At 71.7% G+C, this 24,058-nt stretch carries 20 protein-coding genes; 9 read left to right on the forward strand and 11 right to left on the reverse strand.

The genetic code is table 11. The features are described 5' to 3' along the window. Nucleotides 1–27 precede the first annotated feature (27 nt). The 4 genes from B0I31_RS06570 to B0I31_RS06585 all read left to right on the forward strand — a co-directional run bounded on the left by B0I31_RS06570 (nt 28) and on the right by B0I31_RS06585 (nt 4,182). Complete coding sequence (locus B0I31_RS06570) at nt 28–588, forward strand: class I SAM-dependent methyltransferase (protein ID WP_219910611.1); 561 nt, start codon at nt 28–30, stop codon at nt 586–588. Between the two features lie 108 nt (nt 589–696). Beyond that, a complete protein-coding gene (locus B0I31_RS06575; RefSeq protein ID WP_181320025.1) occupies nt 697–1,101 on the forward strand; it encodes an STAS domain-containing protein in 405 nt (134 codons plus the stop codon). 343 nt (nt 1,102–1,444) lie between these two features. Further along, a complete protein-coding gene (locus tag B0I31_RS06580; protein ID WP_106614402.1) occupies nt 1,445–1,837 on the forward strand; it encodes a GNAT family N-acetyltransferase in 393 nt (130 codons plus the stop codon). 74 nt (nt 1,838–1,911) lie between these two features. After that, nucleotides 1,912–4,182 carry a catalase gene (locus tag B0I31_RS06585; protein ID WP_106614403.1) on the forward strand — a complete coding sequence of 757 codons (2,271 nt, stop codon included), beginning with the start codon at nt 1,912–1,914 and terminating at the stop codon, nt 4,180–4,182. 54 nt (nt 4,183–4,236) lie between these two features. Here B0I31_RS06585 and B0I31_RS06590 read toward each other — a convergent pair whose 3' ends face one another. The 3 genes from B0I31_RS06590 to B0I31_RS06600 form a co-directional block, all read right to left on the reverse strand. Beyond that, nucleotides 4,237–5,805 (reverse strand): hypothetical protein, encoded by a 1,569-nt coding sequence (locus B0I31_RS06590; RefSeq protein ID WP_146173767.1) that lies wholly within the window; start codon nt 5,803–5,805, stop codon nt 4,237–4,239. A gap of 117 nt (nt 5,806–5,922) precedes the next feature. Continuing rightward, nucleotides 5,923–8,211: a PQQ-dependent sugar dehydrogenase gene (locus B0I31_RS06595; protein WP_106614405.1), complete on the reverse strand. Its 2,289-nt coding sequence runs from the start codon at nt 8,209–8,211 to the stop codon at nt 5,923–5,925. 184 nt (nt 8,212–8,395) lie between these two features. Then, the gene (locus B0I31_RS06600; protein WP_106614702.1) at nt 8,396–9,274 is read right to left on the reverse strand and encodes a bile acid:sodium symporter family protein; all 879 of its coding nucleotides are present in this window, start codon (nt 9,272–9,274) and stop codon (nt 8,396–8,398) included. Between the two features lie 675 nt (nt 9,275–9,949). On the opposite strand from B0I31_RS06600, the gene B0I31_RS06605 reads away from it, so the two are divergent. Next, on the forward strand, nt 9,950–11,317 hold the full coding sequence (locus B0I31_RS06605; RefSeq protein ID WP_106614703.1) for a glycoside hydrolase family 43 protein: 1,368 nt from the start codon (nt 9,950–9,952) through the stop codon (nt 11,315–11,317). Nucleotides 11,318–11,709: 392 nt separating this feature from the next. Here the strand turns inward: B0I31_RS06605 and B0I31_RS06615 are convergent, their stop codons facing one another. From B0I31_RS06615 to B0I31_RS06650, 8 genes are all read right to left on the reverse strand, one after another. After that, entirely contained in the window at nt 11,710–12,504 is a 795-nt protein-coding gene (locus B0I31_RS06615; RefSeq protein ID WP_106614704.1) for an SDR family NAD(P)-dependent oxidoreductase, read from the reverse strand. Between the two features lie 37 nt (nt 12,505–12,541). Further along, nucleotides 12,542–13,942, reverse strand: a complete 1,401-nt coding sequence (locus tag B0I31_RS06620) for a pyridoxal phosphate-dependent decarboxylase family protein (protein WP_106614406.1) — start codon at nt 13,940–13,942, stop codon at nt 12,542–12,544. Further along, nucleotides 13,939–15,201, reverse strand: a complete 1,263-nt coding sequence (locus tag B0I31_RS06625) for an MFS transporter (protein ID WP_106614407.1) — start codon at nt 15,199–15,201, stop codon at nt 13,939–13,941. The genes B0I31_RS06620 and B0I31_RS06625 overlap by 4 nt, the downstream gene beginning before the upstream one ends. Nucleotides 15,202–15,354: 153 nt before the next feature. After that, nucleotides 15,355–16,737: a cellulose binding domain-containing protein gene (locus tag B0I31_RS06630; RefSeq protein ID WP_219910612.1), complete on the reverse strand. Its 1,383-nt coding sequence runs from the start codon at nt 16,735–16,737 to the stop codon at nt 15,355–15,357. A gap of 17 nt (nt 16,738–16,754) precedes the next feature. Next, nucleotides 16,755–18,233 carry a beta-N-acetylhexosaminidase gene (locus tag B0I31_RS06635; protein ID WP_245949718.1) on the reverse strand — a complete coding sequence of 493 codons (1,479 nt, stop codon included), beginning with the start codon at nt 18,231–18,233 and terminating at the stop codon, nt 16,755–16,757. A 23-nt stretch (nt 18,234–18,256) separates the two neighbouring features. After that, nucleotides 18,257–19,078 (reverse strand): carbohydrate ABC transporter permease, encoded by an 822-nt coding sequence (locus B0I31_RS06640; protein ID WP_245949719.1) that lies wholly within the window; start codon nt 19,076–19,078, stop codon nt 18,257–18,259. Further along, entirely contained in the window at nt 19,075–20,028 is a 954-nt protein-coding gene (locus B0I31_RS06645; protein ID WP_106614408.1) for a carbohydrate ABC transporter permease, read from the reverse strand. Before B0I31_RS06645 ends, B0I31_RS06640 begins: the two co-directional genes overlap by 4 nt. A 1-nt stretch (nt 20,029) precedes the next feature. After that, nucleotides 20,030–21,274 carry an extracellular solute-binding protein gene (locus B0I31_RS06650; RefSeq protein ID WP_106614409.1) on the reverse strand — a complete coding sequence of 415 codons (1,245 nt, stop codon included), beginning with the start codon at nt 21,272–21,274 and terminating at the stop codon, nt 20,030–20,032. Nucleotides 21,275–21,454: 180 nt separating this feature from the next. Between B0I31_RS06650 and B0I31_RS06655 the strand changes: the two genes are divergently transcribed. The 4 genes from B0I31_RS06655 (at nt 21,455) to B0I31_RS06670 (ending at nt 24,019) form a co-directional block, all read left to right on the forward strand. Beyond that, on the forward strand, nt 21,455–22,267 hold the full coding sequence (locus B0I31_RS06655; RefSeq protein ID WP_106614410.1) for a GntR family transcriptional regulator: 813 nt from the start codon (nt 21,455–21,457) through the stop codon (nt 22,265–22,267). A 78-nt stretch (nt 22,268–22,345) separates the two neighbouring features. Continuing rightward, on the forward strand, nt 22,346–22,753 hold the full coding sequence (locus B0I31_RS06660) for a VOC family protein (RefSeq protein WP_106614411.1): 408 nt from the start codon (nt 22,346–22,348) through the stop codon (nt 22,751–22,753). A 70-nt stretch (nt 22,754–22,823) separates the two neighbouring features. Further along, on the forward strand, nt 22,824–23,141 hold the full coding sequence (locus tag B0I31_RS06665; RefSeq protein WP_245949753.1) for a BlaI/MecI/CopY family transcriptional regulator: 318 nt from the start codon (nt 22,824–22,826) through the stop codon (nt 23,139–23,141). Then, nucleotides 23,138–24,019, forward strand: a complete 882-nt coding sequence (locus B0I31_RS06670) for a M56 family metallopeptidase (RefSeq protein ID WP_219910614.1) — start codon at nt 23,138–23,140, stop codon at nt 24,017–24,019. The genes B0I31_RS06665 and B0I31_RS06670 overlap by 4 nt, the downstream gene beginning before the upstream one ends. Nucleotides 24,020–24,058 lie beyond the last annotated feature (39 nt).

Raw genomic sequence — 24,058 nt, forward strand, 5'->3', positions numbered from 1 at the left:
CGCCGATCACGCAGCCGAGGAGCCCCCGTGTCCGACCACGCGTCCACCTACTTCGACCGGAAGCGCAGCGCGTCCTACGACCGCCGGGCCGCCCGCCTCCTCGGCGGCCTGTACCGGCGGGTCGCCGCCGACGTCACGGCGCTCGCTCCTCCCGGCGCGGTCGTGCTCGACGTCGGCACCGGCCCGGGACGGCTGCTGCACCAACTCGCCGCCCGTCGAGCGGACCTGGTGCTGGGCGGTGTCGACCTCTCCGCCGACATGGTGGCCGTCGCCGACGCCGCCGCCGGCGCTTGGTCGTCACGCATCACGTTCCAGGTCGCCGACGTGACATCGTTGCCGCAGCCGGATGACAGCGTGGACTTGATCGTGTCGACGTTGAGCATGCACGAGTGGCCGGACCACCGTCGTGCGGTGGCCGAGCTGTGGCGGGTGCTGCGTCCCGGCGGCCTCCTGCTGGTGTACGACTTCCGCTTCGCACGCTTCGAACGCGAAGCCTTCTCGGACTTCGCCCGCCTCCGCCGCGTCCCGGTGCGCCTGAAGTGGTGGCCGGTGGCCCTGTTCGCCGGCGTGACCGCCGCCAAGCACTGATCCGCACGGCGTTGGCTGCGCATTTCGGCAGGTAGGGGTACGGTCGGTGGACGCAGCGGGTTGAGCCAGCAGCCACTGCCTTCTTCGACCCCGAGGAGGCTGCGGGCAGTGAGAACAGAACCTTTCGGGCACCCGTTCCGGGTGGACCGCCAAGTGCACGGTTATGCCGTTGTCGTGCGCGTCGCCGGCGAGGTCGACGCGATGACCGTCCGCGAGTTGAGACACGAGATCGCGGTCGGCCTGGCCCTGGCCACCCCACCGGCCCCGGTCGTCGTGGACCTGAGCGACGTCGACTTCTTCGCCGCCGCCGGCCTGAACGAACTCCACCGCGGCCACCTGGCAGCGCAGGCCGCCGGCGTGCCACTGCGCGTCGTCGCCAGCCACCGCCACGTCCTGCGGCCCTTCGAGATCAGCGGCCTGGACCGGGAGATCACCCCCTGCCCGACCCTGGCCGAAGCCCTGGTGGTCCACACCCCCCGAGGCCTGCGCCGCTTCGCCCTGCCCGCCACCTGAACAAGCAGCCGACGCGAGCCCCGACACCACCCGCTTGACGGAAACGCCCCGCAGTCGAAGCAGACGCGCGCGAGCGGCGGAAAGCGTGCGGGAAGAAGACCGGCCACCGCCGCAGTGCACCCACGAGCAGCAGGACCGGGCCGAGGATCAGGGTGGCCGCGCAGATCCGGCGGCCGAGGAAGGTGTAGGTCATGGCAGTGACGATGCCGGCGGGGGACCGGACGCGAATCGGTCCACGGTCCGGGATCTCAGGTCGGACCAGGGGTCTGATGAGGCCGCAGCCGGTGGCGGCCGGGTCGGCGAACAGCGGCCCTCGCCGCTCTCGCCTCAGTACGCTGCCCCGGTGATCAGCTACGAGTGGCGCGGCCGGTTCGACAACCCGGAGGTCGACGCACTGCACGCGGAAGGGTTCGACCACGACCCCCTGGACGACGACTGGTGGGGCCAGGTCACCCGGCACAGCCTCGGCTGGGTGACCGCACGCCGTGGCACCACCCTGGTCGGGTTCGTCAACGTCGCGTGGGACGGCGCGGTCCACGCCTTCATCCTCGACACCCTCGTCACCGCCGCCGAGCGCCGCCAAGGCGTCGGACGGCAACTCGTCGCCGAGGCCGTGGCCGGCGCCCGCGCCGCCGGCTGCGAGTGGCTGCACGTCGACTTCGACGACCACCTCAAGCGGTTCTACTTCGACAGCTGCGGGTTCCAGCCGACCCACGCGGGGCTCATCGCGCTGTGAACGACCGGGCGCCACCGCGTGTAGGTCGCTCCACCACGGGTAGTCGGCGTGGGACTGCCGACGAGGAGGAGCACGTGGACGCGTTCAAGCCCGCCAAGGCCGTGAAAGAAGCCCTGGACAAGGCCGCGGAGAAGGTCGCCGACCTGGTCACGCCACCGGTCCCCGGCGCGCCGGGCAGCGCGCCGCCCCCGGTCGAGCCGCCGGACGAGCCGCAGGGGCCACTGCCGCGCAAGCCCGACCAGGCGTCACCCCAGACCCGGACCGCGACCGGCGCGGAGACCGGCGCCGCGGCCGACACGCGGGAACAGCGGGGCGAGTACCTGACCACGTCCACCGGCGCGCGGCTCTACGACACCGACCACTCCCTCAAGGCCGGTGCCCGCGGACCGACACTGCTGCAGGACCACCACCTGCGCGAGAAAATCACCCACTTCGACCACGAACGCATTCCCGAACGGGTGGTTCACGCGCGAGGTGCCGCCGTGCACGGCGTCTTCGTCGGCTACGGCAGCGCCACGAACGTGTGCAAGGCCGCATTCCTGGCCGAAGGCGTGACCACGCCGGTGTTCACCCGGTTCTCCACGGTCGTGGGCTCCCGCGGCTCGGCCGACACGGTGCGCGACACCCGCGGTTTCGCCACGAAGTTCTACACGTCCGAGGGAACCTTCGACCTGGTGGGCAACAACATCCCGGTGTTCTTCATCCAGGACGGCATCAAGTTCCCGGACATCATCCACGCCGCCAAGCCGCACCCGGACCGGGAGATCCCGCAGGCGCAGAGCGCGCACGACACGTTCTGGGACTTCGTCTCCAGCCACACCGAGGCCACCCACCACGTCATGTGGCAGATGTCCGACCGGGCCGTGCCGCGGTCCTACCGGATGATGGAGGGCTTCGGCGTCCACACGTTCCGGCTGGTCGACGCCGAAGGCGGCACGTCGCTGGCGAAGTTCCACTGGAAGCCGAAGCTGGGCGTGCACTCCCTGCTGTGGGAGGAGGCGCAGCTGATCGCGGGCGTCGACCCCGACTTCCACCGGCGCGACCTGTTCGACGCGATCGAGTCCGGCGCGTACCCGCAGTGGGAGCTGGGCATCCAGGTGTTCCCGGACACCCCGGAGCAGACCTTCGACGGCATCGACCTGCTCGACCCGACCAAGATCGTGCCGGAGGAGCTGGCGCCGGTGCAGCCGGTCGGCATGCTCACGCTCAACCGCAACACCACCAACTACTTCGCCGAGACCGAGCAGGTGGCGTTCCACGTCGGCCACCTGCCGCCGGGCATCGACGTGACCGACGACCCGCTGCTGCACGCGCGCCTGTTCTCCTACATCGACACGCAGCTGAGCAGGCTCGGCGGGCCGAACTTCAACCAGATCCCGATCAACCGGCCGCACGCGCCGGTCAACGACATGCTGCGGGACGGCTTCCACCAGCACGCCGTGCACAGCGGTGTGGCCCCGTACAAGCCGAACACCCTCGACGGCGGCTGCCCGTTCATGGCCGGCGTGGAGACCGGTGCGTACGTCGAGGTCCCGCAGGTGGTCGCCGAGGGCGTCAAGGAGCGGAGCGCGCCCGCGTCGTTCGAGGACCACTTCACCCAGCCACGGCTGTTCTACCGGAGCCTGAGCCCGGTGGAGAAGGAGCACCTGGTCCGGGCGTTCACGTTCGAGCTGGGCAAGTGCTACGAGCAGGCGATCCGGGAACGCCAGCTGCGCGTGCTGGCCAACGTGGACGCCGAGTTGTGCGCCCTGGTGGCGGCCGGTCTCGGGCTGCCCGCCCCCGAGGCGACCGAGCCCGCCGCCGAGGTCGCGCCCAGCCCCGCGTTGTCGCAGCTGGGGCAGGTGTGGCCGGCGGACGGCCGGCTGATCGGCATCGTCGTGGACGCGGACGACCCGGCGAGCCTCGACGGGCTGCACACCCTGCGCCAGACGATCACCGCGGGCGGCATGGTCCCGCTGGTCATCGCCGCGCGCGGCGGTGAGCTGGAGGACGGCCTGGTGGCGCAGCGGACGTTCCTCACCGCCCGCTCGGTCGAGTTCGACGCGTTGCTGCTGGCCGCCGCACCGCCGCCCGCCCCCGACGCGCTGCCGGTCCGTGACGCGAAGGCCGGTGCGCCCGCCGTCACCGTCGACCCGCGCGTGGTGCTGATGGTCCAGGAGTGCTACCGGCACGCCAAGGCGATCGGCGTCTGGGGCAACGCGGAGGCAGCCCTGGTGGAGGCCGGTGTCGCGCCGGACGAGCCCGGCATCGTCGCCGGTCAGACCCCGGCGGACGTGTTCGCCGAGGTTCAGACCCTGCTCGGCACGCACCGCGTGTGGGACCGGTTCCCGGCGACCGTGGCCTGAGCCCTCACGACATCCGCCCCGCCGCCGATCACCCGGCGGCGGGGCGGACCGCGGTCAGCGGGCGATGAGGCGGGCCATGATCCTCTCGTGCGCGTCGAGCGTCGCGGGCAGGCGGGCGACCGGCGTGTCCTCGACCCACAGGCCGAACGTCATGAGCCCGGCCACCCGGGGGTGCCGCTCGGCCAGGGCCAGGTACTCCCACTGCAGCCGGGCGAGGTCCGCGTCGGTCTGGAAACCGGCGGCGGTGCCGCACGCCCGCAGCGGCGCCGCCCGGGGGAACAGGTAGACCTGCTGGTGCGGCTCGAGGTTCGCTTCGAGCGAGTTCAGCAGGCCCTCCACGGACGAGACGGGCTCGCAGTACTCGTCGAACCCGACCCAGTCGACCTCGGTGGGCACGTCCATCGCGGCGACGTGCTTCCCGGCCTCCACCAGCATCACCTTCGCGCCGGGGAACCTCGCCTTGATCGCCCTGGCCGCGGTCGCCAGGTCCGCGGACCGCGCGCCGTGGTGGAACGGCTCGTCCAGCAGGTAGAACGCGGCGACCCGCTCGTAGCGCGGCTCGACCGCCGCCGCGAGCCGTTCCCACCGCTGCGCGTACTCGGGGTGCAACCGGCAGTCCGGGCTGTCGGCGGCGTCGCAGCCGGTGAAGAACTCGAACCCGGTGTAGACCGCGCACGACGCCGGCCCGCACGAGTCCAGCACCTCCGGCGCGTACCGGGCGTAGTCGCTGATGTTGACGTGGTTGAGGTTCGACCGGCCGGACACCTCGGGCAGGTGGTTGCCCAGGGCCGGGGTGAGGCGCGCGGCGAAGTGGCCGAAGTGCCGCACGGACGAGTCGGGCGGCGGTGTGAGGGCGCTGTTGTCCACCGCGGACACCGCCAGGTCGTCGAACGTCGACGTGGCGTTCGGGTCGTCCAGGTAAGCGCCCAGGAACAGCGTCGGAGAGGCTGGGAACGGCCGCGACAGCGTGACGGGGAACGCGGGCGCGTCGTTCACCGCCACGGTCGCGACGTGATCGCCGGGACGAGCCGTCACCGTGACCGCGAACCGGCCACCGTCCGGCTGGGCCCGGCCGCGGCCCGCCGCCGCGCCGCCGTGGAAGGCGTCGACCACGCCGGTGGACCGGACGAGCACGCCCAGGTCGACCTCGCCGTTGGTGGCGTAGCCGGAGCTGTTCCGGTCCGCCGTCAGCACCAGCGAGGCCCACTGCCCCGACGCGGTGTCGCCGACCACGGGGTCGACCACGGCCCGCACGGCGATCGACCCGTCCGCTCCCGCGACGACCGGCGCGTCCAGCCGCACCGCCGAGTGGCCGAGCCAGAACGACAGCGTGCCGGGCCGGTTGGAGTGGTTGACCTGCGAGTACCACGGCCGCGGCGCCGAGGCCGGGTACCAGACGCCCGACGTGCGGGTGTAGGTCACCCCGCGCTGCTCGCCCACCTGCCGCCGGGCCAGGCCGTCGTTGAGCCCGTAGGTCGGGTCGAGGTCGACCGCGCCGTCGAAGGAGTCGGTGAACCTCGGCGCGGCGGCCGGTGCGGGCGATGCCGCCGCCACCCCGGCGCCGAGCAGGACCACGACGGCCGCCGCGGCGACCGCACGCCAAGACCGAGAATTTCCGCGCACGCGCATACCCCCTGATGATCACCCCTGTGCGGACCGATGCTGGTGGGTGGTCAGGCGGGCGCGCAAGCGGCTTCGGTGAACCGGCCGCGGCAAGCACCGCGGCCGGTCCCCGTCACGTCAACAGATCAGGCACAACGAGTAGTTCGCCCGGTACGTGGTGGCGCTCGCCGGTGCGACGATGTTGTGCGTCTGCGCGCCGCCGTCGGACCAGCTGCCGTACCGGTAGCGCAGGCCGAGCGGGCCGCTCTGCGGGCTCGGCGCGCTGATCGAGTTGTTCGACCCGACGATGACCGTGCGGGTGAACGGCGTGGTCTGCGCCGTGCCGCCGACGCTGAGCTGCAACCCGCTGGGGTTCGACGTGAACGTCAGCGCCACCGTCTGCGGGTCGAGCTTCGTCGTGGTGCTCTTCGCGCGGCCCGACGAGTCCGTGGCGGTCAACGTCAGGTCGAGGTACGACGGGTACTCGTGGTCCGGTGCGATGAACGAGCCCGACGCCACCCCCGACCAGTTCTGCACCACGTGCTCGTGGCACGAACCGCTGGTCGCGCAGTGCTGGATGCTCAGCTTCCAGCTCAACGCGGACGCGGGCAGCGCGCCGTCCTGCGGGTCGGTCGCGTGCCCGGAGAACGGCACGTTCTGGCCCACCGACCAGTTCAGCGGCGCGGTCGGCGTGTCGATCACCGGCACGGGGTCTTCCGAGACCGGTGTGCCGACCGTGACCGTGATCGCGGTCGTGCCGGACGCGCCCGCCTGGTCGGTCACCCTGAGCCGGACCGTCACCGCGCCCTGCGTCGTGTACGTGCGGGTCGGGGTGGTGGAGGTGGAGTCGTCGTACTGGCCGTCCCCGTCGAGGTCCCACGCGTAGCTCAGCGTGTCGCCGGGGTCCGGGTCGGTCGAACCGGTACCGCTGAACTGCACGGCCAGCGGCGCGGCCCCGGACTGCGGGGTGGCGGTGGCGACCGCGGTGGGTGCCCGGTTGCCGGTCGGGTAGCTGACGCGGCGCAGCTGGCCCGCGCCCAGCGCGAGGTAGAACAGGTCGCCGCCGGGTCCCGCGGTGATCTGCACCGGGACGTTCACCCCGGTCACGAACGGCACCAGCTTGGCCGGGTCGGGCTGGCCGGCGGTGGTCTGCATGGCCCAGATGCAGCCGCGCGAGCTGTCGGCGAAGAACAGCGCGCCGTCGTAGGCGGGCGGGTAGTTGCTGCCCGCCTCGAACGCGATGCCGGACACCGAGGAGCCGCCGGTCGGGCACGGGTCGGTGGCCACGACCTTCGCCGAGTGGTTGTAGGCGTAGTACGGCGTGGTCTGGCCCGCGCCTGTGTAGAGCGACTCGCACAGGGTCAGGTTGGCGCCGTCGTAGCCGCCCTGGCGGGCCGAGCCCTCGTAGCAGGGCCAGCCGAAGTTCTCCGCCGTCGCGTCGTTCACGTCGGCGATCCGGTTGATCTCCTCCCACGTGTTCCAGCCGACGTCGCCCGCCCACAGCTCCTCGGTGCCGGGGCGGAAGGCGAAGCGGAACTGGTTGCGCATGCCGTGGGCGATGACGCGCTTGGCGTTGGCGTCGGCGTTGCCCGCGAACGGGTTGCCGGGCAGGCCGGCGCCCGTGTCGGGGTCGATGCGGACGATCGTGCCGTCGAGGCTCACCGGCTCACCGGACGGGCGGCGGATCGACTGCGCGCGCAGGGCGCCGCCGCGGGCGGTGGGTGCGGTGAGGTTGGTGCCCGCGGGCGACGGCGGGTCGGCGCACGGGTTGCCGACCTGGCCGTAGTCGGTGAAGTTGAAGCTCGCGCCGTCACCGCCGCCGACGTAGAGGCCGCCATCGGGGCCGAAGACGACCGTGCCGATGGAGTGGCTCGGGTACTGCTGGCACCAGTCGGTGACCAGGGGCTGCTCGGCGGTCATGGTGCCGCCGGAGCCCATGGTCAGCTTGGACACCCGGCCGGTGACCACGCAGCCCTGGTCGGTGGCGCCGGGCGGGGTCGGACACTGGTCGCCCCAGCGCGGGTGCGTGCCGCCGGGCACGGCGTCGTAGGTGTAGGCGACGTAGACGTACGGGCGAGTCGGGAACTGCGGGTCGACGGCCAGGCCGAGCAGGCCGCGGTCCCAGAAGTCCTGGGTCTGCGGGCGGAGGTCGGCGAACACGGTGGCGGTGGTGTCGGCGAGCGAGTCGAAGACCTTGACCAGACCGCTCTTCTCGGCGATGAACACCCGGCCGTCAGGTGCGAACGAGACGGCGGTCGGGCCGGCCAGGCCCCCGATCGCGAGGGTGTCGGTGAAACCGGTCGGGACGGCGGCGGTGGCCGTTGGGGGGAGCGCCACCGTGGACGCGGCGAGCAGGAGAGCCGCGGTGGCCACGGTGGTGACGCGTCTCGAACGGGGTGGGAGCTGGGTGCGGCGGGGTAAACGCATGGTCCGTTTTGTTCCCTTCGTGACACCTTTGGGTGAGCACGGAAGGGTGACATGCGAGTTGGTGGTTACGCACTGCTTTGTCGGGTGGGTGTCGGGCTACTGTCCGGTCTCATTCGAGCGGACTATCGGTGACCCCGATAATTCGGTCCAGGCATCGTCCGTCCGGTGGGTGCGCGTTCGGCGTTCAGCCCAGTACGGCGTCGCGCTCGGTCTTCCCCCGGGTCAACAGGAACCCGGCCGCCGCGGCGAGCGGGAACATCACCACGCCGTAGACGGCGGCCGGCACGGCCAACTGCTCGCTGCCGAGCACGGTCAGCGCGACCGTGATCGCCAACGTGCTGTTGTGCACGCCGACCTCGAACGCCGACGCCACCGCCTGCCGCTTGCCGACCTTCGCCAGCCGGGGGACCAGGTAGCCCGCGGTGAGGCTGCACGCGCAGAACAGCACGGTCACCAGCCCGATGTCGGCCAGGTAGCCGCCGATGTTCTCCAGCTCGGCGACGATCGTGCCCGCGATCACGGCCACCAGCACCACCGCCGAGAAGATCCGCACCGGCTTGTCCGCGCGGTCCGCGAACGCCGCCGACCAGCGGCGCACCAGCATGCCCAGCACCACCGGCACCAGCACGATCGCGAACACCTGGGCGACCTTGCCGAACTCCAACCCGACCGCGCCCTCCGCCGCCGGCTCGAAGTGGTCGAGGGCGAAGTTCACCACCAGCGGCAGCGTGATCACGGCGAGCACCGAGTTCACCGCGGTCAGCGTGATGTTGAGCGCGACGTCACCGCGGAACAGGTGGCTGAACAGGTTCGCCGTCGTGCCACCGGGTGACGCGGCGAGCAGCATCATGCCGACCGCCAGCACCGGGTTCAGGCCCAGCGCCACCACCAGTCCGAAGCACACCAGCGGCAGCAGGACCAACTGGGTGGCCAACGCGACCGCCACCGCACGCGGCTGGCGGGCGATCCGGGCGAAGTCGGCGACCGTCAGCGACAACCCGAGCCCGAACATCACCACGGCCAGCGCGATCGGGAGGCCGACGCTCGTCAGTGCGGAATCCACGGCGATCACCTGCGTTTCTGCGTCGAACCCGGGGCGGGAGGAGCGCATCCTCCCCCAGAACGGGACGAATCGGGAGGTTCGAGGCCGGTTCGATGACATTCGGTGATCAAGCGGCGGTCCGGTGACCTGAACGGTGGTCGGAAGCGTCCGCGTCCGGTGGTCACTCCTTGCGGGACACCAGCGGCGACTGGCCGGGGGACGTGGTCAGGGGGTGGGCCACCGGCGCGCCGAAGCCCGCGGACGTGAGCCAGTCGGTGATCTCGTCCGTGCCGTAGACCGGTCGGCCGCCAGGAACTCGTCCAGGTCGGTCACCGAGTCGTCCACCAGCACCGGGACATCGCCGGGTCGTCCCGGCCGACGGGTCCCGCAACCAGGCCGCGATCATTTGTTATCGCTAACAGACTGGCGTGCCGCAGCCGATCGGCCCAGCCTGTCGAACCTCTTCGACACCACGGGTTTGGGTTGAAGCGGAAGCCGTGCGGCTATTGAACCGTCGCAGATCCTGCTGTTAGCGTTAACAGGCGCGCTGCCGGGTGGACGGTGATCCTGGCCCACCCACAGCCGCGACCCGCCGTCCCTCCGGCACCACCCCCACCACACCCTCCGGCGAATGAGACTCCCCCGGGGCGGGTGCCTCCTGCCCTCCCGGGGCTCCCTGTGAAAGGCACACGGCTGATGCTGCAACGACGCACACTGCTGGCCGGAGGCCTCGCCTCACTGGCGCTGGCCCGGACCGGGATCGCCGCGGCGGCGCCCGGTGACTCCGCCTACGTGATGGGCTACTTCACCGAGTCGCCGAACCGCCTCGCCGACCGCTACTCGCTGCACCTGGCGGTGAGCACCGATGGGCTGAACTGGGTTCCGCTCAACCAGGGCAACCCCGTCGCCACCCCCACGGGGGGTACCGGTGGTCTGCGGGACCCGTTCATCCTGCGCAAGCAGAACGGTGGGTTCGTGGTGCTGGCCACCGACCTGACCGGTACGGACTTCACCCGGCAGAACCAGTACATCCACGCCTGGGACTCGGCCGACCTGAGGTCGTTCACCAACTACCGGCGGCTGAAGATGCACTCGATGCCGACGCACACGTGGGCGCCGGAGGCGTTCTGGGACGCGTCCCGCGGCCAGTACGGGATCCTGTACTCGGCCAACAGCGGCGGGCGGGACGCGTTCTACGTCAACTACACCACCGACTTCGTCACGGTCGGCGCGCCGCAGTTGTTCTTCGACCCCGGCTTCAACGTGCTGGACGCCACGATGCACGTCGGCAACGGCACGAACTACCTGTACTACAAGAGCTTCGCCGACGGACGCCTCTACGGCGCGCGTTCCGGCACGCTCAACCCGCGCAGCTTCGACCGCGGTACCTACACCACGGGTGTGGTCAGCGGCGGCATCGAGGCGCCGATCGTCGTCAAGGCGCACAACCGCGACGAGTGGTGGCTGTGGGGCGACTCGTTCTCCCCGGTCAACGGCGAGCTGTACGCGTGGCGCAGCGGCGACATCAACACCAACTCGTGGTCACCGCTGACCAAGGCGCAGTACACCCAGCCGCTCAACGCCAAGCACCCCACGATCTGCGGCATCACCGCCACCGAGCACGCCAACCTGCTCTCGCGGTGGGGCGCGCCGACGTGGAACCGGATCAAGTCCTACAACTTCCCCGACCACCTGATCCGGCACGCCGACAACGTGGGCCGCATCGACCCGTACCCGTTCGACCCCTACCAGGACTCGCAGTGGCGCCTGGTCCCCGGCCTCGCCGCCTCAGCCGGCGTGTCGTTCCGCTCGGTCAACTACCCCGACCGCTACCTGCGCCACGTGAACTACGCGCTCACCCTGGCGGCCAACGACGGCAGCTCCACCTTCGCCGCCGACGCCACCTTCCACCGCGTCCCCGGTCTGGCGGACCCGGCGTGGACGTCGTTCCGGTCGCACAACTTCCCCGACCGCCACCTCCGGCACGCCGGCTACGTCCTGCGCATCGACCCGATCAGCACGGCGACGGACCGCGCGGACGCCACGTTCCAGGTCGGCCACTGACCCAGCGGTCAAGGCCGATCAGGCTGTGGGCGCGGCACCTCGGCGGCGTGCCGCGCCCACAGAGCCCTTCATCCCGGCAGTGGCCCAGGGCGCGGGCGATGTCCTGCTCCACGATCTCGACCATGCCGGCGCGGTGGGGGAAGTCGCCGTCCAGCAGGCGCAACGGTCCGGCCACCAGCGAGAGGTAGGTGGCCAGCCGGGCCGGGCCGGGTCGAGGTCGGGGTCGGCGAGTGGCGGTAGCGCGGACCTGGTCGAGGCTGCGGCCACGCTGTCGACGAGCATCCCCGCGGTGGCCGACCGCTCGCGGGTTCTCGGGGTGGACTCCCCGGGCCCGGCGGTGACCATCCGGGACGCGATGCGGCGCGTTCCGCGCGAACCGCGCTGAACCGGCGTCACGGCAGGATCGAGTCGACGTAGCCGCCGTCGACGCGGACCGCCGCGCCGGTGGTCGCCGAGGCTTGCGGGGAGGCCAGGTAGACCACCAGGTTGCCGATCTCCTCCGGCTCGATCAGCCTGCCCAGCAGGGACTGCGGGCGGTGCACGCGCATGAATTCCCGCTGGGCCTCCTCCCACGGCAGGGTGCGGTCGACCAGTTGGTAGACGAAGTCCTCCACGCCGCCGGTGTGGGTCGGACCCGCGATCACGCAGTTCACCGTGACCCCGCTGCCCGCGGCCTCCTTGGCGAAGCCGCGCGACACGCCCAGCAGCGCCGTCTTCGACACGCCGTAGTGGATCATCTCCGCCGGGATCACCACGGCCGAGTCGCTGGCGATGTACTGGACCCGGCCCCACCCGCGCTCGCGCATCCCGGGCAGGTAGGCGCGGGTCAGCCGGACGGCCGCCAGCACGTTCACCTCGAAGTACCGTCGCCACTCGTCGTCGGTGATCTCCAACGCGGGCCGCGGGCCGAAGACGCCGACGTTGTTCACCAGCACGTCCACCTCGGGCAACGCCGAGACCAGCGCCGCCGCACCCTCCGCCGTCGAGACGTCCGCCGCCACGCCGAGCGCGTCCGCGCCCGGTACGACCTCGCGCAGCCGGGCCACCGCCTCGTCCACCACGTCGGGCCGGCGGCCGTTCACCGCAGTCCGCGCACCGGCCCGCGCCAACGACACCGCGATCGCCTCGCCGATGCCCTGCGTCGACCCGGTGACCAGCGCCGTCTTCCCGCTCAGATCCAGGTGCATGCCGACCATGCTGGCCCAACCGGCGCACCGCCGCCGGTCACGAGTACAGCGCGCCCAGGAACTCCACCAGCAGCCGTTCCCGCAACGCCGGGCTCGCCGCCGCGAGCAGGGCGTTCACCGCGGCCATCCGCTCGGGCAGCACGCCGTCACCGCCGCCCATCCCGGCCGCCGCGAGCAGCCCGGCGAACTCCTCGGGGGTGAGCGAGTCCGGGGCCAGCCCGCCGACGAACGCCAGGACCTCGGGCGCCACCCGCACCGGTCCGGCCTCGGTCGCCGCCTCCACCGACGCGCGCAGGTCGGCCAGCAGTTCCGACTCGTGCCCGGCATTCGCCGCGGTGACGGTGAGGTGCAGGTTGGCGGGGGAGGAGCGGTGGGCGAACTGCGGCTGGACGTACCAGTTCCGCGCCTTCATCTCGTCGGCCACGGTGAACACGTCGAAGTCGTCCCGGGCGGCCGCGACCGCCAGCAACGTCGCCGACGGCGTGCCCAGCACCCGCAACCCGTCGATCTTCGCGATGCCCTCGCGCAACACCCGCGTGCTCTCCAACGCCTGACGTGCCAGCGAGCGGTACCCGTCGTCACCGATGTGCCGCAGCACCGCCCACGCGGCGGCCAGTGGTCCACCTGATCGGGTGGACTGGGTGGTCGAGTTCAACATCGTGTAACCGGGCCACGCGGCCGACGCGAAGTACTGCGACCGGCGCAGGTCGGCCGACGCGTGCAGCAGCACGGACGTTCCCTTCGGGCAGTACGCGTACTTGTGCAGGTCCACCGAGATGCTGGTGACGCCCGGCACGGAGAAGTCGAACGGCGGCACGTCCGGCGCGTGCGGCAGCACCCACCCGCCGATGCACGCGTCCACGTGGCAGCGCACGCCGCGCTCCAGAGCCGCAGCCGCGATCTCGGTGACCGGGTCGACCACCCCGTGCGCGTACGACGGCGCACTGGCCACCACCAGCACGGTGGAGTCGTCGATCGCCGCCGCCATCGCCTCCGGGTCGGCCCGGAACGTCTCGGGGTCGACCGGCACCGCGATCGCCCGCACGCCGAAGTAGTGCGCGGCCTTGTGGAACGCCGCGTGCGCGGTCTCCGGCAGCACCATCGACGGACGCGCCACGTCCGGCCGCGCGTCCCGGGCCGCGACCACCGCGAGCAGGCACGACTCGGTGCCACCGGAGGTGACCGTGCCGACCGTCCCGTCACCACCGCCCAGCAGCCGGGCGGCGGTCCGCACCACGTCGTTCTCCAGCCGCAGCAGGCTCGGGAACGCGGTCGGGTCGAGCCCGTTCACCGACGACGCCAACGCGTGGGCGGACGCTGCCAGCTCGTCCAGCCCCGGCAGCGCGCTGTCGTACACGTACGCGAGCGTGCGGCCGCCGTGGGTGGGCAGGTCACCGGCCCGCAACGCACGCAGCTCGGCCAGGACGTCGTCGGTCACGCGGTCTCCTCACGCAGCAGGGGCAAAGCCGCCAACGCCAGCACGGCCGGGATGACGGTGAAACCGAGCAGCGCGGCGGTGACCGCGCCGGAGGACTGCACGGCCGAGCCGTCGGTGCTCGCGACGTACCCGCCCAAGGCCAGGACCAGCCCGTACACACCGGGACCGAGCGCCAGCCCCAACGTCTCACCGGCCGTCCACACCCCGGAGAGCAGCCCCGCGCGCGTGGCGCCGGTCCGCCGTTCCTCCGCGGTGATCACGTCCGGCAGCATGGCCAGCGGGAACACCTGCATGCCCGCGTAGCCCACGCCGATCACGGCCATCAGCCCGAGCACCGCCGCCACGGGCAGCACCCGTGACGCGGTCAGCCCGGCCACCGCGACCGCGAACAGCACAGAGGCCGCTACCAGCCCGACCCGCTTGCCGTGCCGTCGCCCGACGCGTTGCCACAGCGGCATCACCAGCAGCGCCGGTCCGACGAACCCGGCGAACAACGCCGTCTGCAACCCCGGCTCGCCCAGCACCAGCCGGGCGAAGTAGTCCACGCCCGCGAGCATCGTGCCCAGCCCTACGGCCTGCACCACGAACACGGCCAGCAGCAGCCGGAACGGCCGCGACCCGCGCACCGCCGCCACCAACTCGCCCACACCGGCACCCGTCGACACCCGCCGTGACGCCGGCACACCCCGCGTGCCCGCATAGGTGGCCACCGCGCCGACCACCATCAGCAGCGCGACCGCGACACCCATGACGCGATAACCGGCCGCGTCACGCACCGCCGGCGCACCCGCACCGCTGACCAGGATCGCCAACGCCAGGATCGCCATCCGCCACGCCATCAGCCGGGTGCGCTCGTCGTAGTCCTCGGTGATCTCCGCGGCCATCGCCACGTACGGCACCTGGAAGAACGCGTACGCCGTCGCACACGCCAGGAACACCACCGCCACGTACACCACCGCGCCCGTCCCGGTGAACGGCCCGGCGAACAGCAGCGCGAACAACACCGCCGTCGCGACACCGCCCCGCAGCAGGAACGGCCGCCGCACGCCGACCCGGTCGCTGAGCCGACCGGCGACGGGGTTGAACAGCACGTCCCACGCCTTCGGCACGAGCACCAGCAGGCCGGCGACGGCGGCGGGCACGGCCAGGCTGTCGGTCAGGTACGGCAACAGCAGCAGCCCGGGCACGGTGCCGAACGCGCCGGTGACGAACGACCCGGTCGCATATCCCGCCCTGGTACCGCGAGTGATCAGCCGCATAGGCGGAAGAGTTTCGCATTTCACCCAGGACCGGCGCGAGGGCCACTTCGGGAGCCCGGACGGGCGTTGCTTGAACGCAACGATAGCTTCAGTGCAGACCGAGAGAAGCATTCCGGGGCCGGACGGACGAACCGCCCGGCCCCGGTCGCGGCACTAGCTCGCGGGCACCGTGTCCACGTGGTCCACGCCCGACGAGCGGTAGCCCGTCACGCGGGACTGGACCTGGGCCGGGCTGAGCACCTGGTCCTTGGCGAAGTACACGTAGTCCACGTGCTGCTGGTAGGCGCGGTCACCGGGGGCGCCCGCCAGGCCGCCCGAGATGAACCACAGGTTGAAGTTGATCGACATGGGCGTCTCCGGGTAGTACTTGTCGCCGTGGTCGGCCACCTGCGCGCCGTCCACGAAGTACTTCACCCGGCCACCGGACACCTGGATCACCAGGTCGTGCCACCCGGCGTAGCTCTGCCGCTGCTCGGTGTGGATGTTGTCGGCGAGCCAGGGCTCGTTGCGGTAGGTCTCCCAGGTCGTCTCGTACAGGATGTTCGCGGGCTCGCCCCACCCGCCGTTGGGCAGGTACTCGAAGTCGATCTCGCCGTAGTTCGGGTCGAGGTCGCTGTTCAGCGGCGTGATGGTGAAGAACGTCTGCACCACGTGGTCGCCATCGGGGCCGTAGACCGGCGCGTCGGAGAACTTCACCCGGGCCGCGTACGTGCCCTCGAAGAACTTGCGCTGGTGGAACAGTTCGGTCTGGCGCGCCGAAGACCCGTTGTTGGACGATTCCAGCCGCATCGACTTCTGGCCGTCCACGGTCGGGAACGTCACCTGCGCCGGGTCCCACACCGCGCCGGGCACGCCCGGACCGCCGCCGCCCGAGCGGACCGTCCAGCCGCGCTGCGAGATCCGCGAGTCACCGGAACCGGTGTAGTTGAAGTCGTCGAACAGCGCCGGGCCGTTCGGGTTCGGCGGGGTCGAGGACGTGGTGGTCGTGGTGGGACCGGTGCCGCCGGGCCCGGTGCCCCACAGCAGGGTGGCGCCGCGGTGCACGGTCACCCGTGACCACGCCGAGTAGGTGCCGGCGGCGCGGAACGAGTAGTCGTCGGTCTGGGTGATCGGACCCCAGTTCGACCGGTAGAACCGCAGTTGCAGGTCACCGGTGTCGGCGCCGGGGCCGAGCGAGCCGGCGCCCGCGGTGAACCCGACCTCCAGGTACCGGTCGGCGGTGCCGCCGGTCAGCGTGCCGAACGTGCCGGTGACGTTGCCGCAACCGCGCACCGCCCACGAGCACGCGAAGCGGTAGCCGACGTCCGGCGTCTCGCTCTTGAAGTAGTAGCGGACCTTCACCTCGCTCAGCGGCACGGTCGTGCCGCCGGTGTTGACCAGCTTGAACCACGGTTCGACCTGGTCGGTCGTGGCACCGGACGCGCTGGTCCGGTACTGGGCGGTGACCGAGTCGGCGGCCAACGCCATCGGTGCGGCCACCAGCGCGGCGACGGACACCGCGGCGGCGCCGATCGCGGCGATCATGCGTGCGTGCACTTCGGTTTCTCCTCAAGTCAGCAGGGTGGGACAGGGGAGCGGGCGTCGTCCTCCTTCCTGGGCAGGGGCACGGACAGCGCGCTCAGGCGGCCGGTGTGCGCGCGCATCCGTTCGGTGAAGTCGGTCCAGGAGGGGCGTTGCGCCCAGAGCGTGTCGGCCAACGCCGCCAGCCGCGGGTACGCCAGCCGTTCCAGGTGCCGCGCGGTCGGCACGTACTCCGTCCACAGGGCGCACTGGGCGCCGAGCACCCCGGCGGGCAACGGCAGGTGGTAGACGTCGTGCGAGGTCACGACCAGGCCGGGTTGACCGGCGGGTTCGTCGGGGTCGGCGGACTGCGGGTAGTCCAGGTAGGTGGACCGGTGCGGTGTCATCACCACGTCGTGCCCGAGGTCCATGGCCGTCCGCGCGTCGGCCGCGTCACGCCACGGCATCACGATCGCGCGCGGGTCGCCGATCGGTTCCCACGACACCGGCACCCGTCCGCGTTCCACCACGTGGTCGGCCATCGCGCGCAGGAACCAGCCGTGCAGCTCGTGCGGCCCGGCCAGCCCTTCGCGCCGGACCCGCCGCGCCGCACCGGGACTGGACTCCCACTCGACGGTGGGGCATTCGTCGCCGCCGAGGTGGACGTGCGGGCCGGGGAACACCTCCACCACCTCGTCCAGCACGTCCCGGCAGAACTCCAGCACGGCGTCGTGCACCCCGAACACCGCGTCGCTGATGCCCCACCCCGTCCACACCGGCAACCGCCGGCGGGGGAAGTTGCCCAGTTCCGGGTAGGCGGCCAGGGCGGCGCGGGCGTGGCCGGGCATCTCGATCTCCGGCACGATCCGCACACCGCGTTCGTCGGCGTAGGACACCAGCGCGGTCAGCTCCGCGCGGGTGTACGAACCGCCGTGCGGCACGCCGTCGCCCATGCTCTCGGCCCGCCACGCGCCGACCGACGTCAGCTTCGGGTGGCGCGGCACCGGCATCCGCCAGCCCTGGTCGTCGGTCAGGTGCAGGTGCAGCACGTTCAGCTTGTGCACGGCCATCAGGTCGACGAACCGCCGCAGCACCGCGACCGGCTGGAAGTGCCGTGCGACGTCCAGCAGCACGCCGCGCCACGGCAGCCTCGGCGCGTCGCGCACGTCCACCCCCGGCAACGTCCAGTCCACTCCGGACACCGGCCGCGAGCCCAGCGCCCGGGGGGACAGCAGTTGCCGGATCGTCTGCACGCCGTGTGCGAGCCCGTGCCGCGTGGCCGCGCGCAACACGACCGCGTGCTCGTTCACGGTGAGCGCGTAGCCCTCGTCGCCGAGCCCGACCAGCCGGTCGTCCAGCGCGAACACCACCCGCCCGTCCTCGTGCAGCGGCAGCGGCAGGCCGGTCGACGGTCGCAGCAGCGCGCGCAGCAGCCTGGCCGCGCCCTCGGCGCCGGGCGTGGCCCGGATCGCCGTGTCGCGGTCGAGCGTGAACCGGCCGTGCCGCCGGATCAGCCGCGTCGGTCGTGGCACGATCACGAATCCCCCCAACGGTGTCAGCCCTTGACCGCGCCGCCGACGATCCCGGTGGTCACCCGGCCCTGGAGCACGAGGAACACCAGCAGCACCGGCAGCATGAACAGCGTCGAGGCGGCCATGGTGGCGCCCCAGTCCGTGCCGAACGTGTTGCTGAACGACGACAGCCACACCGGCAGCGTGCGGTCGTCCTGGTCCTTGATGATCAGCACGTTGGCGAAGGCGAACTCGTTCCACGCGGTGATGAACCCGAACAGCGACGTCGCCAGCAGGCCGGGCGCGAGCAGCGGGAACACCACGCGCCGGAACGCCTGCGCCCGTGAGCACCCGTCGACCAGCGCGGCCTCTTCGAGGTCGACCGGGATGGCGGCGAGGAACCCGCGCAGCGTCACCACCGTGAACGGCAGCGTGATCATGAAGTAGACCAGCGTGAGCATCCAGAGCGTGTCGAGCATCCCGGTGTCGCGGGCGATCACGTAGATCGGGATGAGCAGTGCCTCCCACGGCGTCATCTGCGCCACGAACACCATGAGGATGAACCCGCGCCGCCCCTTCCACCGCAGCCGTGCCACGGCGAACGCCGCCAGCAGGGCCACCACCAGCGACAGCAGCACGGCACCGCCGGCGACCAGGATGCTGTTGCGCCAGAACGACCAGAACCCCTGCGCGGACACCGCCGTGCCGAAGTGCTCGAAGGTCAGCGACAGCGGCAGGAACGTCGGTGTGGCGGCCTGGATGTCCCGGGTCGGCTTGAACGCCGTCAGCACCATCCAGTACACCGGGAACACCGACACCACGAACACCACCACCGCGGCCACCGCGCGCAGCACCCGGCCGGTCACGAGACCTCCTCCTGCCGGTACATCTGGCGGAAGTACGCCAGCAGCGCGAGCACGAGCAGCAGCACCATGAGCATCGACACCGCCGCGCCCAGGTCGTAGCGCTGCAACGACTGCGCGACCTGGAACGCGTACACCGGCAACGTCGTGGTGGCCTGCCCCGGCCCGCCCTGCGAGATGACCCAGATCTGCACGAACGCCTTGACCACCCAGATGACCTCCAGGCAGGTGATCAGGCCGAACATGGCCCGCAGCACGGGGAACGTGATGGAGGCGAACACCCGCCAGGCGCCCGCGCCGTCCATCCGCGCGGCCTCGTACAGCTCGGACGGGATCGTCACCATGGCCGCGTACAGCGACAGCGCCGCGAACGGCACCGACTGCCACACGATCAACGCCACCAGGATGGCGAACGTGGCCGGGCCGTCGGCGAACCACGTGTAGTCGCGGTAGCCCTCGAACCCGAGCCGGACCAGCGCCCAGTTGACCACGCCGAGCCGGGACTGGAACAGCCATTGGAACACCGTGGTCGCCGCGATCACCGGCGTGGCCCACACCAGCACCAGCCCGGACATGACCAGCAGCCGGGTCCACTTGCCCAGCCGCACCAACAGGAGTGCGACCAGGGTGGACAGCACCATGATCAGCACGACGTTGACCGCGGTGAACACCAGCGTCCGCCGGACCACCGCCCAGAACTCGGGATCGGTCAGCACCCGCGTGTAGTTGGCCAGGCCGACGAACCGCGCGTCGCCGCGCACCAGCTGCGGCAGGCCGAACTCCTGCAGTGAGATGATCACGTTGCGGACCAGCGGGTACAGCAGCAGGAACCCGGTGGCCAGCACGGTCGGCGCGATCAGCAGGTACGGCCACCAGGACGTGCGGCGGCGCCGTGGCGGGGGAGGGGTCGACGGCGGGCGGCGCTCGACCGCCCGCGTCAGCGTCGTCGTCATGCTAGGCGCCCGAGTTGAGCGCCTGGGTGATCACCCGGTCCGCCTCGGCCGCGGCGGTCGCCGGGTCGGCGCCGGTCAGCACCGCGGTCAGGAACTCCTTGATCGGGTTGCGCGCCTCGACGGCCGCCCAGTTCGGCGAGTTCGGCGTGGCGTGCCCGTTGACCGCGCCCGCCGCCATCGCCGCCGCGCCGGGGTCGTCGCCGACCGCGCTCGCCAGCGAGGTCCGGTTGGGCACGTAGTTCATCGCCTTGGCCAGCTCGACCTGCCACTTCTCCCCGGCCAGCGCCTTGACCACGGCGTACGCGCCGTCCTGGCGGGTCGAGGCGAGCGGGATGATCAGGTCGGAGCCGCCGGTGAACACCGCGCCCGGGGTGGCCGCGGTCTTGCCGGGGACGGGGAAGAAGCCGAGCTTGTCGGCCAGGTCGGGGTTGGCCTTGGCGACGAGCTTCGCCGCGCCCGGCACGGCGATGAACTGCGCGACCTTCCCACCCGCGACCACGTCGGTCTGCTGCGGCTTGGCCTCGTCGGAGTCCTTCGGCCCGTCACCCAACGCCTGGAGCTTCTGGTAGAAGTCCGCGCCCGCCAACGCTTCCGGCGTGTTGAGCGAGCCGGCCCACTTCTCGCCGTCCTGCTCGGCGAGGTCGCCGCCCTCGTCCCAGACGAACCCGGCGAGCACGTACCAGTTCTGGCCGGGCAGGTAGATGCCCTGGGTGTCGCCTTGATCCAGCTTGGCGGTGGTGGCCAGCCACTCGTCCCGAGTCTTCGGCGGCGTCACCCCGGCCGCCTCGAACAGGTCCTTGCGGTAGATGACGACCCGGTTCGCCGCGTAGAACGGGATGCCGAACTGCTTGCCGCCCACCGCGCCCGGCTCGGCCAGGCCGGGGATCCAGTCGTCGCCGCCCAGCTCGCCGACCTTGTCCGACAGGTCGGTGACGCCGTCGCTGGCCGCGTACTGGGCGACCTGGGTGTTGCCGACCTCGATCACGTCCGGCGGGTCGGTGCTGGCCAGCGCGCTGGTCACCTTCTGGGTGATGCCGTTCCACTCCTGGACCTGGATCTTCACGTCGAGTTCGGGGTGCTCGCGCTCGAACTCGGTCTCGAAGCGGCTGACGAAGTCGTCGGTGGCCGAGTCCTTCATCAGCCAGACGGTGATCTCCTGCCGGCCGCCGGACGCGCCCGGCTCGGCACCGCAGGCGGACAGGGCGACCAACGACGCGAGGACGAAGGCGACGGGGCGGTTCGACACGTCTCACCTCTCAGCTGACCAATTGGTAAACTCAGGTGGAGCGTGTCGAAGATGGCATAGACCAATGTGGCAGTCAACACCCAGTTCACAGCGGTGAGAGCGCTCTCGATCTTCGCATGAACGGACCTGACCACTGGTCTGACATACTGGTCGGCGACCGGCAAGACGAAGGCAGGCGGCATGGCCGAACCGATCCTCAAGCGCGAACGGGTGCGCGACTACCTGCTCGAACTCATCGAGACGCACCCACCGGGCGCGCCCATCCCGGCCGAGCGCGTGCTGTGCCGCCAGCTCTCGGTGTCCAGGCCCACGCTGCGCTCGGCGGTGGACGAACTGGTCAACACCGGCCTGCTGGTCCGCCAGCACGGCCGCGGCACGTTCGTCGCGCCCGCCAAGATCACCCAGGAGCTGGTGTCGGGCGACCGCGCGATGACGGTGCCGCAGGCGGGCGGCGCGTGGACGAGCCGGGTGCTGGAGCACGCCCGCGTCCCGGCCGGCGCGCGGGTCGGCCGCAGGCTGCGCGTGTCGCCGGCCGCCGAGATCACCTACATCGCCCGGCTTCGCCTGGTCGACGGCGCGCCGATGGCGATCGAGTACCTGCACGTGCCGGTCGCCGTGGCACCCGGCCTCACGGTCGAGGACATGGAGTCGGGCAACTTCTACGACCGCCTCGCCGACCACGGCGTGCACGTCAGCGACGCGGTGCAGTCCATCGAGCCCACGGTCACCAACGACGCCGAGTCGGAGCTGCTGGGCGTGCCGGTGTTCGCGCCCGCGCTGCTGTTCGAGCGGCTGACCAACGACACCACCGGCCGGCCGGTCGAGTACGTGCACTCGCTGTACCGGGGCGACCGCTACCGGATCGTCTCCCGGCTGTCGCTCGCGCCTTCGGCGCCCTCGCCCGGCGCGCGGACCGGCCACCACCCCGGCATCCCGCCCGGTGACCTGTCGTCCGGCCCGGTCCGCTCGGCCACCACCGGTGACGTCCAGTAGCCCTCGGTCGTTGCCCGTGCGACCGGCCGCCCGTGCTGCCAGGATGGGCCCGCCCGGACGACCTTCGAGGAGGACACGGTGACCTCTCGGCTCAACCCGTACATCAGCTTCGCCGGCAACGCGCGCGAGGCGATGGAGTTCTACGAATCGGTCTTCGGCGGCACGCTGCGGCTCAACACGTTCGGCGAGTACGGCGACCCCGACGCGCCCGAGGCGGAGAAGATCATGCACGGCATGCTGGAGACGGCCGGCGGTTACACGATCATGGGTGCCGACACCCCGCCCGGCATGCCCCTCACCGCGGGCGACAACGTCACCATCAGCCTCAGCGGTGACGACTCCGACGAATTGCGCGGCTACTGGGACAAGCTGTCCGACGGCGGCACCGTCAGCGTGCCGCTGGAGAAGCAGATGTGGGGCGACGAGTTCGGCGCCTGCCAGGACCGCTTCGGCATCTCCTGGATGGTCAACATCAGCGGCACCTGAGCGCGCCCGCCGCCCGGCCTCGTACCATCGGCACGTGGTGAACCGGCTTGGCGAGTTGGAACGGGCGGCGATGGACGTCCTGTGGGACCGCGGCGAGCCGGTCGCGGTGCGGGACGTCGTGCGCGCGTTGGCCGACCGCGACCTCGCCTACACGACCGTGATGACGGTGCTGAACCGGTTGGCGAAGAAGGGTTTCGTCCGCCGCGAGGCGGGTGAGGGCCGCGCCTGGTACTACGCGCCGGTGGCCAGCCGCGAGCAGTACGTGGCCCGGTTGATGCTGGACGCGCTGTCGCTGACCGGCGACCGGGAGACCGCGCTGGCGCACTTCGCGCAGTCGATGACCCCGCCCGAGGCGGAGGCGCTGAGCCAGGCGTTGGACGAGCGGTGAACGCCGCGCTGCACCTGGCGGCGACGCTGGTGCTGTGCGTGGCGGTGGCGGGTCCGCTCGCCCGTGCCCGGTGGGTGTGGCGCGCACCGCGCACCGGGATCCTGCTGTGGCAGATGCTCGGCCTGTCCTGGGCGCTGTCCGCGGTCGGACTGCTGCTCGCCCTCGGCCTCGCCCCGTACGACGCACCCATCCCGGTCGCGCTGGCCCGGTGGGTGGACGACGCGGTGCGCGGCGACGTGACGCCGTTCGCGGTGCTGGTCGTGCTCGGCCTGCTGTCCGCGCTGGACCTGGTGATCGGTCTGGTGTGGACGTGGTGCTCGGTGCTGCGGGTGCGGCGCAGGCACCGCGACGTGCTGGCCCTGGTCGCCCGCCGGGACGACGCCGCGCCCGGTGCGTTCGTGCTCGACCACCCGCACGTCGTCGCCTACTGCGTGCCCGGCGCCCGGTCGGCCGTCGTGCTCAGCTCGGGCGCGCTGACCGCGTTGACCCGCGACCAGGTGGACGCCGTGCTGGGGCACGAGCACGCGCACGGGCGTGAGCGGCACGACCTGGTGCTGCTGCCGTTCAGCGCGTTGTGCGCGGTGCTGCCGAAGGTCCGCCTGGTCCGGTCGGTCGCACGGGCGGTGGCGTTGCTGGTGGAGATGCGGGCCGACGAGAGCGCGAGCCTGCGGCACGGTGCCCAGCCGCTCGCCGCGGCGCTGCGCAGGTTCGGCTCGGCACGCCCGCCCGAGGGTGCGCTGGGCGCGGCCGACGTCGCGGTGGAAGCCCGGTTGGACCGCCTGGCCGGCCTGCCGCCGCTGCCCGGCGCGCTGCGGTGGTCCGCCCTGGTCACGGGGCTGGTGCTGGTGTCGACGCCGTTGAGCTTCCTGGTCCGTTGAACTGCGGGCGAACCCTCTCCGAGGGCTACTACAACGTGT

It is taken from the genome of Saccharothrix carnea (assembly GCF_003014735.1).
Taxonomy (GTDB): Bacteria; Actinomycetota; Actinomycetes; order Mycobacteriales; family Pseudonocardiaceae; genus Actinosynnema; species Actinosynnema carneum.